Below are 17,239 nucleotides of genomic sequence, written 5' to 3' on the forward strand. Positions count from 1 at the left end.
TGTGCGATGTCATGGGGCCAGGGGCAGGAACCAGCGATCGGCCAGTTGTTTGCCGATCAAGCCTCGGTGCACGTTGACAACGGCCTGCGGGCTTTGGGCGCTGGCCAGTAACGCGTAATAACTGACTTTGCGCTGCTCGCGGGTTTTCAGGTGAGCGGCGCTGTACTGGGCCTTGGCGGTATCGACGGCGGCGTAGTGAAAATGCGCGAACCACAGGGGCGCGCCCTTGGGGTCGGTGACCGCATATTCCTGGATAAAGTCCCGCCGCTCTGCGCCCAGTTGCAGGCGTTCTCCCCAGCGCGCAACGTAGACCTTTTTCTGAGCCAACAGGTATTCAACGCTACCGTGGGTTGGCGGTAACTCCAGGCATCGCTCGATACGCAGTGCGGTCCCCAATTCACTCAGGCGCGTTGCCGCCTCCAGCATTTGCGTGACCAGGGTCAGATCGGCTGCCATGCGTGCGGCCTGAGGCTGTGTTTGGATCGCCAGATCCAATTCGGTGGCCAATTTGCTGTAGCGGGTTGCCTCATGGTGAAGGATCTCTTCGACTTCCTGCGGGTGCCGGGACACTCTTTTATAGTCCTTACCCCGTTGCAGATGCTCATTGAGCATGCCCAACAACTTGCGCGCTTCACCTTTGACCAGACTCAGGGCGCGGGTCGGCCTGGGGGGCTGGGGCGGGTGCTGTTCCCGATACTCGACCCACTCATCGCCACTTTGCGAATACATGCCCAGCAGTTCATTGCCGACTTCGCTCCGCACTTCCACCACATCGACGTTTCCAATGGGTTTGAGTTCGCCGATCAAGGTGCCTCTGCGGGCGGTTCGGATGACTTTTTTCGCAGGTTTTCCGGGCGTCGCCGGTTTGCGTCTGGCCGGGCGCCTGGCAGGTGTGGCGACGGGTCTGATCTCGGCTGCGAACTGGCGAGTGGCTTGTTGGTACAAGCTTTCGACCAGTGTGAACAACTGACTGAAGTAGGTGCTGTCAAACTCGTCGATATTGACCATGCCGATCCCCTGCAAAGCGTCCAGGGTGTTGCCGTAGTGCTCGACCAGGCTCTGCAGGATGTCCACCCGCTCGTGCGCAGTCAGGTCCAAAGCGTTGAGTTCACTGTGGGTACGCACGTGGGGGTGCAGGGGGTTGAGGATTTCATCCAACGCTTCGAACAAGGTGTGCTCAAGCTTATTGAGAACCACCAGTTTGAGGCTGCGAACCTGCAGATCCTTGACCGCAAGAGCGCTGATTTCATCGGGTCGATCCCGGGTCAGGCGTGCATAGCCCTCGGCGCCCGCCGTGCCCAGGCTGAACAACTCATCCCGATAGCGATCCTGCAGTTCGAGCCAGTGGATCGCACGCTCATTGATCGCCAGCGAGCTTTTGACGAACTGTGCGTAGCCTGCCAGATCATTGGCAACTGCCAGGAGCAGGTGTGGACCTTCAACCACGAACTGTGGGTGGGCGCCATACAAGACCTGCCTGTCCAGATCGGTGATCACCACATGTTTACGTGCGTTGTTGACGAGGTTTTCTGTCAACGCTGCGACGTTTGGGGTGGGCAATGGGATGCCCAGTTCCTGGCGTTCTTTTTGTGCATCAAGGATGTTTTGATAGCCGTGAGTCTGCTCTTGCAAGGCCATATCGAATCGCTGGCGTGCGCTTTGCTTCTGCGCTTCAGCGAACCGGGGATCCTGGCTGGTGCGTTCCATGACCGATTGGGCAATGTCCACTGCGCGTTGCTGGGCGACTTGAGCGCTGACGAAACGATCATAGCCGGCGTGCAACTGCGCTTTGCGTTCGGCACGTTGCTGACGCACAGCCTCGATGCGCTTGGGTGGCATGCCCCCGCGCAAGCGCAGGCGGGTATCGACCGACCACACGCCGTTGGCATTGCTGCGCAGGTACGGGCCGCTGTAGGTAGTGTCGCCAGGGTCGACGACCCTGGCGTCACCCTCCGGCTCCAGGACCACCTGCAACCACTCGCCGTTCGCCAGGGCGTGCCAGGTGTTTCCAATCAGGTAAAGCCCCTTGCGTGGCCCATTCAGCACGGGCCGGGGCAGGGGCTCCGGTCGGCTGGCCTTGAAGCGGCTCAGCCGCATGCGCTGGGCAGGCGTCAGGCGTTGACGTGTCTGGGCGAAACTGAAGTCCAGCACACTGCGGTTCGTACTGGGCAGCACGCCAGGCAGGGCTACGACGCCTTCACGAATTGTCGGCGGCGAGGGCACCGGCCATTGCTCGCCAATACGTGGAGCGAGGGCCGAAGGCAGTGCGCGTTCCTTGAGTCCGGGTGCCAGGGGCGGGTAAGGCGCGCTCACCTCGGGAGTCGCCTCGAACAGCAGCAGGCCGAGGTTGAGCAGCAGGTCGACAGCGGCCAGCTCGCGGGTCCGACGGTCTTCAGCCTCAAGCGCCGGTATGTCCTGGCCCAGGCTGGTCATCAGGGCCAAGAGCCAGCCCGTGAGCATCGCCGGACCGCGCAATAACGGCAGCAGCAGGAGGCCGAATAACAGGCTGCTGCCTTCCAGCAGCACTTGCCAGCGGCTCTCGCTGTTGGACACCGATTCCCGGTTGGCCTGTTCCACCAGGGCCCGTGCATGGTCGCTGAACAGGTAGGCCATCAAGCGCCCGGTGACCAGGCATTGTTGTAGCTCCTCGTTGATACCATCGCTGGCCAGGCTTGCCGGCGCCGGCCTTTGCAAGGGCGTAAATTCATCGCCCTGGCCGAAGCGCAGGTAATGCGGTTCCTGGAAGCCGCCGTTGGCGTAGATCGGTCGGGCGCTGTCACTCAGCCAGGTCAGCACACTGTCTTGCAGCTCGCCGGGCTGGGCGATGGCCTCGAACAGTGCCTCGCGGCTGGCGTATTCCTGAAGCGTTTGGGCATACAACGGGCGGTACAGAAGATGGGGGCCGACGTCGGCATCCAGTGCTTCGATAAGGTACATGTTGTTGACGCTGTCGGGCTGGGCGCCAGGGGCCCGCAGTAACGCCAGATGGCGGATCACCACCTGGCGGTTGTCGACCTGTTGCTCGGCAACATTGTGCTGCATCAACGCGGCTACCAGGCGCGCACCCTGGCGGCTCATGCCGGCCTGCTGTTTCAGGCACAACTCCAATGCCAGCAACGGCAGCTGCGCTGCCTGCTGATCGCCAAACAGCGTCTCGCGCTGTTGCGCCTCGGGGCTGTTGCCCAGCAGGTGTTGCTCCAGTGCACGTGGGTAATGCAGGCCGATATCTACCTTTTCAATAGGGCCGCCGGCGCTCATCAAATAGTCGGCGGTGAGCCAGGACGGCAGCGGCAAGCCTAGACGATGGCTGAGTGTTGCCGTGCCGCTGGGGCGGCTGACCAGGTTGTCGATGGCCAGGTCGGTGAGGCTCATGCGCTCGTGGCGGGCAATCCCGACGGCGCCCGGATAGCCAGCGACGAGGGTGAAGGTCAGTTGCAGGTCGTCAGGATGCAGGGCGGCGACAGACGGCGGCGAAGGCAGTAGGGAATCAAAGGTCACAGCGTCGTGTTGCAGGGTTTGCAGCAGGGCCTTGATGGTGAAGGTGCGAATATCGTCGATATCACTGAGAAAGTGGCGCCCGCCGCCGCGCTGCTTGGCGCTGGCTAGCGCCAGGGCGTAGCGTCGGTAAGTGGCGCGGTCGTCGGCACTGGCCTGTTGCAGCCAGCTCGGCAGGTGCTGGCGTAGCGTTTCCAGGGCCTGGGGTGGGGCTACCGGTGAGTCGTGGAAAAACCGGCCGGGGTCGGTGAGTTCACCATATAGCGCTTGCCAGGTGCTGAAGGGCTGGGCGATGGGCAGGTGCAGGTTGCCGAGATCCTCCAATTGGTGGTTGAGGATCATCGCTGCCTGATGCTCGAAGATATCGCCGTCGGGCTCGTAGCGCTGGATGAGAATATCGTCGACCTGATATTGGCCAGCCAGGCGCTGGCCGTAGGCCTGGACCAACGCATCCATGGACGCAAACGCTTCAATACCGCCCCCCGGGCTGCACAGCAGCACCGGCGCCTTGCCGTTCACGGCACGGATCAGCACCAGTTCCGGACTCAGCAGATGGGTGCTTTGTTCGCCGTTCTTGAGGAGGGCTTGCAGGCCATAGGCAAATACCACGCCCTGGCCATGGCGGGCGATCCGCGCTTCCCGGTCAGGGGTGGTGACCAGTTGGTCGACCGCCTCCCGCGCCTGTGCTTGCAGGCCTGTGTGGCGCAGGGCGCCAATGCGCAAGGTGTCCATCAGCATGTGCGCAAGCCAGCGCCAATGACCGGTGTCCCAATAGTCAGCCAAGGCATTTTGCAGGGCGATGGTCAGGGTCTGGGGCAGCTCGCCAACCAGCGCTGCGATCACACCCATGTCGAGCTGTTCCGCGGGCGAACCAGGCAGTTTCAGGCGTTTTGGCGGTGCGTCGGAGAGGTACCAGGGCATGTTGTCCACGTCGCTGAAGTCGAGCGCTTTGCCACTGGCCAGTGCATCCTGGACCACCGGCATCAATGGCTGTAGCAGCCAGCTTCGGCGCTGTGGCCGGGCCAGGTGCGTGCGACTCAGGTCCAGCGTCAGCGTTGGGTATCTGGCCCTGATAGCCGAGGCGAGTTGTTGGCGGATCACCGTTTCCAGCGTGGGGCGATCAGCGAACCGAGCGCTCACGGCGTGGGCGATAGAAGAGGGTGTGGGGTTTTGCATAAACATCCTTTTTTTGGCAGTCGATACCATTCGTGGTCCGGTTCTAGGCGGGCAACAGGCTCAGGAACAGGCGTTGGTCAAGCGGCGCGGTGATCGGGTGGTACAGATCCCGCACGATGGTCTGGCTGTCTGCACCGGCCTGGGCGATCAAGTCCCGCAGGGTGACAAAGCGTTGTTCGGGGCGCTTGAGATGGGCTGCGGTGTAGGCGCTGGGCAAACTGTCGGCTTGGCTGTAGTGAAAGTGGGCGTACCACAGCACCGTGAGGCTGTTTTTCTCGCGCACGGCGAACTCCGACACGTAGTCCTTGGCCGCGGTACGTTGGGCGCCGTGGACCAGGCCGATATCAATCGCCGCGTGGGTACGCAGGAACTCGATGTTTTCCTGGCGCGGGCGTTGGGCCTTATAGCCTTCGATACAGTGTTGTATGCCTTGTCTGCGCAAGTCATTGGCGCGCCGGCGCAAGCGTTCCACGGTCTGGAGCATGTCAGGCTTGTCCCCATGGTGGTGGGTCAGTTCGGCCGCCACCGTTTCGAGACGATCGGCCTGGTGCGCGAGCATGTCGCGCCAGTCTTGCGGGTTGAGTTCATTGCGGCGTGTCGGGTCGCTGAGCTTCTTTTTCTGGAACTCAATCGAGCGCTCGATACCGGGGATTTCTTCCTGAAGCCGTTGTGCCTGGGCCCGCAAGGTGGCCAGGGACGGCGCCTGGGATGGCTCGACCGGTGCGGGGGGCTTGGCTTGGACAATCTCCACCCAACCCTCATTGGGGTGCTCCATAAAGCGCCCGCTGACCTGCTGGGTAATCGGGTTGCGGGTCACGATGGTGGGGAAGGGCAGGTCGCTTTGCGCGGGCTCCAGCTCGCCCACCAGGGCGCCCTTGTCCCGCGATTTGAATACGCGTTTGGTTCTCGACGCCACCCGCACAGGCTTGAAGGGCGTCGGTTGTGGCGGGAGGAACTCATCTTCGCGCAACAGGGCCGCCAGATCAGCCTCGGCGCTGTCACGCACGGCGTGCAGGCGCTCGATCAGCAGCGGCATGTACCGTGTGTGCGCCAGGGGCGAGTCCAGCTCCAACAGGCTCTGGTATATCTGCAGCCGCCGCTTGTAATGCTTGATCAGGTTGTTCAGCACCTCCTTGCGATCCGATAGGGTGAAGCCTTCGGTGGTGAGTAATTCCAGGTGTGAGTCTTCCAGGGACGACAGCGACGATTGCAGGTGATCATGGCGCGCCAGGAAGTAGCGCTCCTGTGGCGTGGTGGCCGGGATCGTCTGGTCGATGCTCAATTCGGTCAGCACATCCAGGGATTCGAGGGTGGCATTGAGGCGGTTGTAGAAGCGGCGCTCGGGATGGCCATTGAGGTATTTGAGACGTTGCGCGGGGCCGGTCTTCAGCCGTGTGGCCATTTCTTCCAGGGTGTTTTCGATGGCAATCATCGCCTGTGCGTGGCGCTCGGAAACTGCAAAGTTGGTCTCCAGCAGATCCTTGACATAGCTCACCGCCCCGGGATCATGCGCCGCACCTTGCAGTTCGATCAGCGACTCGCCCTGTTCGGAAACAAACGTTGCCAGGTAGAGGGATGACAACCGGCTGACGCGGAGCTCGTCGGTGGACAGGATCGACTGATATTGATTGACGCACTGCCCTTCATAGTCGAAGCGGCTGTCGATTTCTCTCATTTGGCTATAGGCGCTGAGCAGCTCGCGCCGCTGTTGCAGCAACTCGGCGGCAGCCTGATCGAAGCGCTCTTGAAAAAGCTGGAACCCTGTCCTGGTCCTGGAGCGCTCGGCGACTTTATCGCGGTGAGCGGCTATCAGCGCCGGGTCGCCAGGTGTGCTGCGCAGGTGCAGGCGCGCGGTGCCCAAGGCGTTATGGGCTTGCTCGAATTTCAGGCGGGCGGCATCCAGCAATTGGTCGATCGGTTGCAGGCGCTTGATCAGCGCGCTGATCTGATCACCGATGTGATTAATCTCCTCCGACACCTGGGTACGTTGCTGATCGATCTGCGCCAGCTTGGCCTTGAGCCGGTTCTTTGGCCCGCCGCCACGCAGTTTCAAGCCCAGGTCCAGGCCCCAGTGGCCCTGAGCATTGCGTGTCAGTTGGAAGCCGGGGTGATCCGGTTTCTGGGGATGAATCAGGAACACTTCGCTCAGATCCGGCTCGAGAGTGACGCGAAACAGCAGGCCGGCCACCGAGGCATGCCACTGCTGATCGATACGATACAGGCCCTTGTAGGTGCCGAGCTCTATCGCCAAGGGGGGCGGTTCCGGCCAGGGCACATGCAGTTCGCGCAAGGCGTCGAGCAAGCGACGGCGACTACTGTCCCGGGCGTTGGAGTGGATAAAGTCCACCAGGGTCTGGTCGCTGGCTGGCGGTTCGGCGGGCAGACCCACCGGGCCTTGTTCGATGGTTACGGTCGGGCGGGCCACAGCCGATGGGCGGCGCAGTGCCGCGAGAGTCAACGACAGGGCAGGCTCGGTGGTGTGTGTCTCCCGGTCAAGGGTAGGGCGGGGCTGGGAGGTCACATGCAACAGAATCAGGCCGATATTGAGTAGCACATCGACCCAGGCCAACTCCCGCGCAGTGCCGTCGTTGCCTTGCAGGGCGGCGATATCGTGCCGGAGGCTGACCGCCAGTTGTGCCATCCAGCCCACGACCATTGCCGGCCCCCGCAGCAGCGGCAGCAGCAGGGTGTTAAACAGCAGCCAGCCACCTTCGAGCAGTACTTTCCAACGGCTTTGTGCATTGGACACCGAGTCCCTGTCCGCCAGGTCCACCAGCGCCCGGGCATTGCTGCCATACAGGTATTGGGTCAGGTTACCCGTGGCCAGTGACTGCGCCAAAGAACCGGGAACTTCACCGCCATTGGTGTTTTGTGCCAACTGGGCGGGTGGCGGTGCGGGCCATTGCACGGTGTCGTCACCCTGGCTGAAACGCAGGATATGCGGGCTGTGAAAGCCACCCTGGCTGTAGATCGGCCGGGCCTTGTCCGCCATCCAGGACAACACGCTGTCTTGTAAGGCACCAGGCTGCGCGATGGCGTCGAACAGGGCCGCACGGTTGCCGAATTGCTGCAGCGCGTGCTGGTACAGCGGACGATAGAGGATCGGCGGCCCGGCGCCGATAGCGCGCGGTTCGATGATAAACATGTTGCTGACGATATCCGGCAGGGCCCCGGGCTTGCGGGCGAAGGCCAGGGGGCGGATCACGATGTCCTGGGCCTGCACCACCCGCCCCGACACGCTGCTGTGCAGCACCGCCTTGACGTAGCGATAACCCAGGAAGGTGAACCCCTGTTGCCCGCGAATCGCCAGTTCCAGGGCTTGCCGGGGCAACTGCACCGCCAGCTCCTGGCCGAACAGTGCCTCGCGCCGGCGTGCTTGGGGAGTGTCCCCCAACAGCTGTTCGCGGATTAGCTGTGGGTAGTTGCGGCCGATGTCCACCTGGCGGATCAGCCCTGGGGTGTTATGGAACAGGCCTTTTTCCCCCAGGACATAGTCCTCGGTCAGCCAGTCCGGGATGTCAGCGCCCGATGTGTCGCGCAGGCTCAGGCGGCCCTGTGGTGCGGCGGCGAGGTTGTTGATTGCCAGTTCGCTCAGGCTCATGGTCACCGGCGCCAGATAACCGCTGTGCAGGTCTCCCACCGGAACGTGGAAGGTCAGCGCCAGGTTGCCCGGTTCCACGCTGGACTCGGGGTGGTCGCGGCGCATCTGCTCGCGCAGGGTGCGGGTGGTGAAGGCTTGCAGGTTCTCCATGCCGTCCAGAAAGGATGCCCCGCCCGTTTGCCGTTGCAGGCGCGCCTGGTCCAGCAGCCCTTGGCGATAGGCAAAGCGCTGTTCGGCGTTGGCTGCCAGCAGCCAGGGGGGCAGTGCCGCCTGCAGGGCGGGCAGGTGTGTTGAGTCCGGCGCGGGAGCGGCGATAAAAAGGGGCATGGGGTCGGTGGCGTTGGCGAACTGCTGTTCCAAGGCCAATACCCCCCCGGCAGCCGGCAATCGGATGGCTTGGAGGTCATCCAATTGTTGGTTGAGCAGCAAGGCGGCCTGGGTATCGAAGAGGTTGCCATCGGGCTCGTAACGCTTGACCACGAGCTTGTCCACCTGCAAGCGGCTGGCCAGGCGCTGGCCCCAGGTTTGGGTGAAGACCTCGATTGAGGCAAAGGGCTCGACATTGCCCGATGCCTGGCACAGCAGAATCTGGTTGCCTTGTACCAGCAGCAGATCGGTGCTTAGCAAACGAGCGTCGCGGCCCTGGTTGATCACGCAAGCTTCCAGGCAATAGGCATGGACAACACCTGCAGATGCGGCCTGGCGCTCGCGGCGATCGGGCGCGCCGGTCACGCGATCGAGCATGTCCCGGGCAGGGCCGCTCGGCAGCAGGCTTGCGGTGTTTTTCAGGTTGTCGGCCAGCAGATCGCCAAGCCATTGCCAGCGGCTGGCGCCGGTATCTGCGTCGAGGTTCCAATAGGTTGTCAGGGCCTGCTGGAAAGCGATAGGCAAGGTAAAGGCGAGGTCCAGGATCACCCGTTCAATGACCGCCATGTTCGGTTCGCGAGGGCCATTGGCCTCATAGGTCAGGCGCGAGGGTGGTCGCTGGGAAAGGAAGCAGCGGCGTTCGTCGATGACCAGGGTCAGGTTCAGGGCCGTGCCGTTGGCCAGGTGATCGAGGGCTACGTCGGTCAGGCGCTTGAGGTCCCAACCGCGCCGCTGGTTGGGAGTTGCGAGCCGAAGGGTGGGCAGGTCCAGGCGCAGCGACGGGAAGTATTCCAGCAGGCGTTCCTGCAGGTGTTGCTCGACCACCTGGCGCAAGGTCGGGCGATCGGCGAATTGGTGGGAAACAGCCTGGGCCGGGGTGTTGCTGCGGTGAGTGAACCGCAAGGGGCCAGGAGGTGAGGCGGATAAAGTGTCCGGCATAAGAGATTCCGTTCTGCGGGATGGGTTCGCCCGCAGAATGGCAAGTCGCCTGTGCCCCAGTGTGGTAGCCAGTTATCGTGGCAGGACGGCAGCCGTGGTTTGTCCTATCATCAGCGTTTTTCCACTGATGAATGATCCTGATGACTGCTGCCACCCTGGCGACCGAACTTGCAACCAGCGATATGCTTATAGTCGATGGCCTGCATGCCTTTGAATTTACCTTCGACAATCAAGCGTTGCTGATCCAGAGCATGGACGGTCGGGAAAGGAAACAATGGACGTTCAGCCCCGCACAAGTGCAGGCGGCAACGTTTGATCAAAACCAGCAACGCTGGACCCTGAGCGATGATGCGGGCGAGCACAGCCTGGTGTGCCTGGGCGCGATCACCGGCAGTAACGAAGACGAGGAAGACGACCATGCGGATGCGTAAATTCTGGCCCCTGCTGATGGCTGGCAGTGTCGGTGCGATGTCGGTCCAGGCCGCAACGGCCGATACCTTTGAACTGCTGGTGGGCAGCTACACCGCCGGCACCAGCGAAGGCATCTATCGCCTGCAATTCGACAGCCGCTCCGGGCAATTGAGCGGCAAGCCGGTATTGGCCGCCAAGACCGAAAACCCGTCCTGGCTGACCTTGTCCCAGGACCAGAAGCGTCTGTTCGTGGTCAATGAAAACGGCCCGGGCCAGAAGGACGAAGTAGGGCGTGTCAGCAGCTACAGCATTGACCCGGCCAACCACCAACTGACCCTGATCAACCAGGTACAGAGCCTGGGCAATGAACCCACGCACTCAAGCCTGGCCGCCGATGGGCGTTACCTGTTTGTCGCCAACTATTCGGTGCAAGAAGATCCGGGCGGTAGCCTGGCAGTCCTGCCGGTAGATGCCGAGGGCAAGCTGTCGCCGCCGGTGCAACTGAGCGGGCACCCTGCCAGCCGGGTCAACCCCGAGCGCCAGGCGTCCAACCATGTGCATTCGGTGGTGTCGTCGCCGGATGGCAAGTACGTGTTTGTGCAGGACTTGGGGGCGGACCGGATTTTTGCCTATCGCTACGACCCCAAGGCCAACCCTGAGCGGCCGCTGACCCCGGCCGCCCCCGGCTTTGTGCAGTTGCCGCCGGGCAGTGGCCCGCGTCACTTGCTGTTCAGCGCGGATGGCAAGCATGCCTGGTTGACTACCGAGATGAGTGCCCAGGTGGCGGTATTCGACTATCAGGATGGCAAGCTGACCCAGCGCCAACTGGTGGATTTTGCCGCAGGGCAACCCGTGTCGGACAAGGCTGGCGCTGCATTGCATGCCTCCAGCGATGGCAAGTTCCTTTACGTCAGCAACCGTGGCACGGCCAACCAGATCGTGGTCTTGAGCATCGACCCGGCGACTGCGCAGTTGAAGGAAATCCAGCGCCGTTCCGTGGAGGGGGATCATCCTCGCGAGTTCAGCCTCGACCCGAGCGGCAAGTTCCTGTTGATTGCCAACCAGAAAAGCAACCAGATCGTGGTGATCGAGCGTGACACCAAGACCGGCCAACTGGGCAAAACCGTACAAAAACTCGCGATTGATGCTCCGAGCGACCTCAAGTTCCTGGTGCGTCAATAAGCCACAGGCCCCGCCGTGCGGGGCCTGAATCCTTGTATTAATCCCGGTGATAACGGCTACTATTTCAAAGCATTTCAGCCAGCCGGTACCCCGGCGTAAGTTTGCTCCAAGGCCTTCACAGGCCAACCAGCCAACCGAACACAAGGGTTACCGCCATGAACTTCAATCTCTTCTCGATCATTGCCGCTTCCGCTGTTTCTGCCACCGTTGCCTTGCCTGCCGCCGCCAGCGTGGAAATCAGCAGCAAAAAATCCACCACCAGTGCCTACACTCAGAAATACCTGCAACAAAGTGCCAACTTCTATGCCGCCCTGGACCACAAGACCCACGCCTGAAAACCTATAGGAGCCGGCAAGCCGGCTCCTACAGTGGGTTGTGTTTAGTCATGATTACGGTAAACAGTGCGGACGCCAAAAAACGCTCCAGCCATTGCTGTAAACGCGGATAAGGCGTTGCGGCAAACCACTCCCGGTCCACATGGGCAAACTGGCGAACGAACGGCAACAGTGCCACGTCAGCCAGGCTCAAGTGATCGGCCAACAGGTAATCGCGCTGTTCCAGCAACCCCTCCAACCTGTGCAGAAACACTTCGCCCTCGGCGCGATACTGTTCCATGGGCTGTTCGGGGTAGCGTTCGGCATATTTATAGCGGTTCAAATGCACTTTGAAGGCCTGGTCATTCTCTTCAATCAAGCTCGCGGCCAGCGCTTGCGCGGCCGGGTCATCCTTGAGCAACCAGTCTTCGGGATCATGCTGGGCCAATGCCCAGCGCATGATTGCCAGGCTTTCATCGATCACCAGGCCACTCACGCTCAACACCGGCACCGTGCCCTTGGGCGACAGCGCCAACATCTCGGCCGGCTTGGCCTTGAGGCTGACCTCGACAACCCGCAGCGCCATCCCTGAATACCGCAGGGCCATGCGTGCACGCATGGCGTAGGGACAACGACGGAACGAAAACAACAGTGTCTGGCTCACTTGACCTCCAGTGTGCTCAGGCCATTGCCCTGGCGCTTGACCTGGATCTGCACTGGAATGCGTTCGTGCATTTCCTGCACATGGGAGATCACCGCCACCTTGCGCCCCTGGGCTTGCAAGCCGTCGAGGGCGTCCATTGCCAGTTGCAGGGATTCGGGGTCCAGGCTGCCGAAACCTTCATCGATAAACAACGACTCGATTTTCAACGTGCTGGAAGCCATCGACGCCAGCCCCAGGGCCAATGCCAGGGAGACGAGGAACGTCTCGCCGCCAGACAGCGAATGCACTGAACGCAATTCATCGCCCATTTCCGTGTCCAGCACCAGCAGGCCGAGCATGCTGCCACCGCGCTTGAGGCGGTAGCGACGCACCAGTTGGCGCAGTTGCACGTTGGCATGGTGCACCAGCAGGTCGAGGTTATAGGCCTGGGCGAATTTGCGGAACTTGTCACCGGTAGCCGAACCGATCAGCGCGTCGAGCCGAGCCCAGCGCTGCCATTGTTCATAGGCCTTGGCGGTGGTGAGTGCCAGGCTCTGGTTGGCGTCCTGGCGCCGCTGGTCTTCGGCATGTCGGGCACGCAGTTCGGCGCAGTGTCTTTCGCCGCTGTTCAACTGCTGGTTGAGATCGGCCAGGGCGCTGTCCAGTTGCCCGGCGTCGAGGTGGCCGTTGTGCAGGGCCTGGTGGTCCTTGAGGCGTTGTTCGCGTTCTTGCAGCAGGACCTTGGCCTGTTCGATGGTTTTTTCACTGTGCTGCACCTGCTGGCGCAGTTGGCTGACGCCGGCCGCGTCGAAGGCCAGCAGATGCGCAAGGCCAGCGTCGTCCAGTTGCGGATGCTGGGCACGCCAGTCGCTGATACCGCTGTGCAGCGCCTGCAGTTCGGCGTCCAGGGTGTGCTGGCGTTCCTGGCGGGACTTGAGGTCGGCGGCCAGTTGGATGAGCTCGTTGCGGGTGTCCTGTAACTGTTGATTGGCCTGGGCCTCGCTGTGACGGGCCTGTTCCACGGCCTGTTCGAGTTGCTGCTGCCAGTGTTCGGCGCTGCCATGTGTGCCCAACAGGGCGCTGAGTTTTCCCCCGGCGGCCTGCTGTTGGTTGCTCAGCTCAGCCAATTGCTGGTGCCACACGGCCAACTGTTGCTGGCGATGCTGTTGGCGGTCCTGTTCTTTTTCGATGGCTTGCTGGCGTTGTTGTTGCTCGGCCAGTTCATCCTTCTGGTAGCCAAGCTGTTCCAGGCGCTGGCTGATCTGCTGGTCCAATTCCATGAACGTTGCTGCCGGCTGCGTGCGCAGGCCTGCGAGGGTCTCGGCCGGCAGCAGGCTGGCGAAGGCAGTGAGCTCTTCGTCCAGGCGCTCGCGGTCGCTGGCCAGTTCCCGTTGCTGGTCGATCAACTGCTGGCGGGCCTGCTGGCTGGTGTCCTGGGCCGCTTGCACCTGTTGCTGCATGCGGCCGGCATTTTGTTGCAGGTTGAGCAGGGCGCCCTGGCGTTGTTCATCCTGGGTGATGCGCTGGTTGAGCTGGCTCAATTGCTGCGTCAGCCAGGCGCTGCGTTTGCTGCTGTCTTGACTGAACAAGGCGGCGCTCAACGGGTGGGCATCGAGGCTGGGCGCCAGCGACTGGCGCTGGGTCGTCAGTTGTTCCTGTTGTTGCAGGAACTCCTTTTGCTGGGCGATCAAACCGCTGACTTCACCGCGCAGTTCGGTGAGCTTTTCCTTGAGACTGTCGACAGCCAGCTGCGCGGTGGCTTCCTCGTTTTCATCATGGCGCGTGAGGCTGTGCAGCAGGGCTTCGGGCTGATGGTAGGGATGCTCGACGCTGCCGCATACCGGGCAGGGCTGTTCATCCTGCAAGTGCCCGCGCAACTCTTCGACACTGGCACTGCGCGCCAGGCGCTGGCGCTCCAATAGCTGCTTGGTCACGTTCAGTGTCTGCTCGGCCACTGTCAGTTCGGCCTTGGTTTGCAGGCCCGTCTGGTTCAACTGCTCGCGCTGTTGCTGGGCGCTGGCTTGCCTGAGGGTCAGTTGCTGTTGGTGCAGGTCCAATTGCTGCTGGCTGTCCCAGAGCCGCGTCAGGTCCTCGAAGGCCCGTTGCTGCTTGCGATTGTCCTTGAGCAGGCTGTCGAGCAACTGGATCTGCTCGGCCACGGCATGGGGTTCGGCGCCGGCCTCCTGATACATCAGCTCCAGGGCGGTGCGTTGTTGGGCCCATTGTTCGCTGGCGCGGTGGGCCTGTTCTTCCAGTTGCGGCAGTTCGGCCTGGCCTTTGTTCAGGCGATTGCCGATCAACATCAACTGTTGCAGGCGGTCGCGGTAGGCGCTCCAGGCATCGCTCACGGGCGCGAGGACGGCGCTGTGCTCAAGTTGTGTCGCCAGTTGCGCCAGGCGGCTGGCAACCTGTTGCTGCTGGGCGTGCAAGGTGTCGAGGGCGGCCTGGCCCTCGGCGCAGGCGGTTTGCCCAAGCTGCACTTGTTCGTGGCTTTGGGCCAGCTCGCGAGTCAGGCGGGCGAGGGTGCTTTGTTCCTCGAAGGCCTGTCGCAGCAACGGCACAGCCTCCGTCTGCTGTTGCTGGGCCGCGGCCAAGGCAGTACGCGCGTGGGCTTGCTGCTGTTGCAGTTGCTCCTGGCGCGTGTGCAGGGCTGTCTGTTGCTCCAGGTGCTGGCGGATCTGCACGGCCAGGGGGGCCGACTGGCCGGTCAATTCATGATGTCGCGCGAAATGGTGACGCTGCGGCGCCAGTTGCTCCAAGCGGTTCAAGTCCAGGCGTTGCGGCGCCTGGTTGTGCCACGCCCGTTCAGCCTGTTGCAACTGCTCCACGGCGCTGAGCTGGCGCTCTTGCCACTCGTGCAGTTCCTTGAGCCAGGTATGTTGCAGTTCCAGTTGCTTGAGCTGGGCCTGTTGGGTCTTGAGCTGCTGCTGGGCCGTGCTCAGTTGTTGATCCAGCTCGGCGCGGGCCTCGGCCGGCAGGGGTGTGACGCCGGTGGCCTGGTCCTGCAGCTGCCTGTGGGCTTCCTTGGCTTCCCGGGCCTTGACGAACGCGCGTTGCCCCAGTTGGGTGTAGAGCGCGGTGTCGGTGAGTTTTTCCAGCAGCTCGCTGCGTTCGTTGTCGTTGGCCTTGAGGAAGGCACTGAACTCGCTTTGCGCCAGCAGCACGGCCCGGGTGAACTGCTCGAAATTCAAGCCCAGGGCCAGTTCCAGCTGGGTCTTGTATTCGGTTTTCTGGCTGGCCAGCAGTTGCTCGCTGTCCAGGTCGATCAGGCTTTGCCGGCTGTTCTGCAGTTTGCCGCTGGCCTTGTCCCGGGCGCGATTGGCTTCCCAGCGCGCGCGGTAGCGGCGACCGTTGACACCGATAAAATCCACCTCGGCAAAACCGCCACCGGTGCCCCGGCGGATCAGGGTGCGTGGGTCGCCGATGGAAACATCGGTATCGGCATCGGGCATTTTCGCCTGGCCGGTATCGCCCAGGCGCGGGACGGCGCCGAACAGCGCCAGGCACAGGGCATCAAGCAAGGTACTTTTGCCGGCGCCGGTGGGCCCGGTAATCGCGAACAATCCGGCACTGGCCAGGGGCTCGGCGGTAAAGTCGATCTCGAACGGCCCGGCCAGGGATGCGAGGTTTTTCAGGCGAATGGCGAGGATCTTCATGGCTGTTCATGCTCCTGTTGCACGTCCTGGAGCAGCACGACGAAATCCTTCAGGGTCTGTTCATCCACGTCATTGCCGTAACTTTCCTGCCAGGCGCGGCTGAACAGTTCCTGGGGGGTGAGTTGGTCGAGTTCGATCAAGCGCTCTTCGTCACTGGCCTCGCTGCCACGTTGACCGGCGTACTCAGCAGCGATGCGCACCAGGCGCACGGCCTTGCCAAGCAGGGCGGTTTCGATTTGCTGGCGCAGGTCCGGTTGCGGTTCGTCCAGACGCACCCGCACTTCGAGCCAGGGGTGGCGCTGGGTTTCGGCGAGCAGGTCGATATCCGGCAGATCCGCCAGTGCCTTGAGGATATCGGCCAGGGGCGCGGCTTCCAGGCGTTGCAGGTTGACCGAGCGCGGAATCAGGATGGGGTCGACGCTGGCCAGTCTTTCGCCCTGGAACGTCACGTCGAGAATCTGGTGCTTGTAGCCGATTTCGGAAAACGACAGTGGAATCGGCGAGCCGCTGTAGCGAATGCGTTCTTCGCCATTCACCTTTTGCGGCTTGTGCAAATGGCCGAGGGCAACATAACCGACGCTCTTGTCGAACAGCTTGGCCGGCAGCGCCTCGGCATTGCCGATGATCAGGCTGCGCTCGGAATCTTCCGACACCGAACCACCAGCCATATGCGCGTGGCTGATGGCAACCAGCGCCTGGCCTTTTTTACGTTTGGCGTTGGCGGCGGCAATCAGCCATTCATGTACCTGGCCGATACCGCGCAGGTAGTCGTCACCCAGGTGTGCACCGGTCACTTCTGCCGGGCGCAGGAATGGCAAGGCCAGGCACCACGCGGCGATCTTGCCTTTGGCATCCGGCAGCGGGATCAGCAGGCGTTCGGCATCCAGTTGGCCATCATCCAGCCATAGCACGCGGCCCAACGCATGGGTACGCAAACGCCGCATCAACGGCCCGGGCAGTTCGATGCGCGAACCGGAGTCGTGGTTGCCGGCGATCATCACGATGGTCAGCTTCGGGTTTTGTTCGTGGGCGCTGATGATGAAATCGTACAGCCGCTCCTGGGCCTTGAGCGGCGGGTTGACCGTGTCGAAGATATCGCCGGCGATCAGCAGTGCGTCGGGGCAATGTTGCTTGATCTGGCCCAGCAGCCAATCGAGGAAGCAGGCGTGCTCGAAGTCGCGCTCCTGGCCGTGGAGGTTTTGGCCCAGGTGCCAGTCGGAGGTGTGGAACAGACGCAAGGCGAACTCCGTGGGGAAGAGGTAAAGAGGGGAGGAGTTTACCTGTGTAGGCGCTGGCTTGCCTGAGAAGGCGGTGGGTCAGTTGAAAAAACTGCCAGCTGACACACCGCCTTCTTTTCAGGGCTGCACAAATCAAAGGTGGGAGCTGGCTTGCCTGCGATGGCGGTGGGTCTGTTGACATAGCTGCCAGCTGACACACCGCCTTCGCGAGCAAGCCC

Annotated in this window: 8 protein-coding genes; 3 read left to right on the forward strand and 5 right to left on the reverse strand. The window is 62.3% G+C overall.

Going from position 1 to position 17,239, the window contains the following annotated elements:
* Positions 1–9: 9 nt before the first annotated feature.
* Entirely contained in the window at positions 10–4,671 is a 4,662-nt protein-coding gene (locus HZ99_RS00995) for a hypothetical protein (protein ID WP_038440642.1), read from the reverse strand.
* Between the two features lie 43 nt (positions 4,672–4,714).
* Positions 4,715–9,577, reverse strand: a complete 4,863-nt coding sequence (locus tag HZ99_RS01000; RefSeq protein WP_038440644.1) for a DUF6543 domain-containing protein — start codon at positions 9,575–9,577, stop codon at positions 4,715–4,717.
* A 140-nt stretch (positions 9,578–9,717) separates the two neighbouring features.
* Between HZ99_RS01000 and HZ99_RS01005 the strand changes: the two genes are divergently transcribed.
* From HZ99_RS01005 to HZ99_RS01015, 3 genes are all read left to right on the forward strand, one after another.
* Complete coding sequence (locus HZ99_RS01005) at positions 9,718–10,008, forward strand: DUF5629 family protein (protein ID WP_038440646.1); 291 nt, start codon at positions 9,718–9,720, stop codon at positions 10,006–10,008.
* Entirely contained in the window at positions 9,995–11,170 is a 1,176-nt protein-coding gene (locus HZ99_RS01010) for a lactonase family protein (RefSeq protein ID WP_038440648.1), read from the forward strand. Before HZ99_RS01005 ends, HZ99_RS01010 begins: the two co-directional genes overlap by 14 nt.
* A 155-nt stretch (positions 11,171–11,325) precedes the next feature.
* On the forward strand, positions 11,326–11,505 hold the full coding sequence (locus HZ99_RS01015) for a hypothetical protein (protein ID WP_038440651.1): 180 nt from the start codon (positions 11,326–11,328) through the stop codon (positions 11,503–11,505).
* Positions 11,506–11,533: 28 nt separating this feature from the next.
* Here the strand turns inward: HZ99_RS01015 and HZ99_RS01020 are convergent, their stop codons facing one another.
* Genes HZ99_RS01020 through HZ99_RS01030 form a run of 3 tightly spaced genes read right to left on the reverse strand, consistent with a single transcriptional unit; the run spans position 11,534 to position 17,021 of the window.
* Complete coding sequence (locus HZ99_RS01020; RefSeq protein WP_038440653.1) at positions 11,534–12,148, reverse strand: glutathione S-transferase; 615 nt, start codon at positions 12,146–12,148, stop codon at positions 11,534–11,536.
* A complete protein-coding gene (locus HZ99_RS01025; RefSeq protein ID WP_038440656.1) occupies positions 12,145–15,783 on the reverse strand; it encodes an AAA family ATPase in 3,639 nt (1,212 codons plus the stop codon). The genes HZ99_RS01020 and HZ99_RS01025 overlap by 4 nt, the downstream gene beginning before the upstream one ends.
* Complete coding sequence (locus HZ99_RS01030; RefSeq protein WP_038440659.1) at positions 15,780–17,021, reverse strand: exonuclease SbcCD subunit D C-terminal domain-containing protein; 1,242 nt, start codon at positions 17,019–17,021, stop codon at positions 15,780–15,782. Before HZ99_RS01030 ends, HZ99_RS01025 begins: the two co-directional genes overlap by 4 nt.
* Positions 17,022–17,239 lie beyond the last annotated feature (218 nt).

Origin of the sequence: Pseudomonas fluorescens (assembly GCF_000730425.1) — a bacterium.
In the GTDB taxonomy this organism is placed as follows: domain Bacteria; phylum Pseudomonadota; class Gammaproteobacteria; order Pseudomonadales; family Pseudomonadaceae; genus Aquipseudomonas; species Aquipseudomonas fluorescens_X.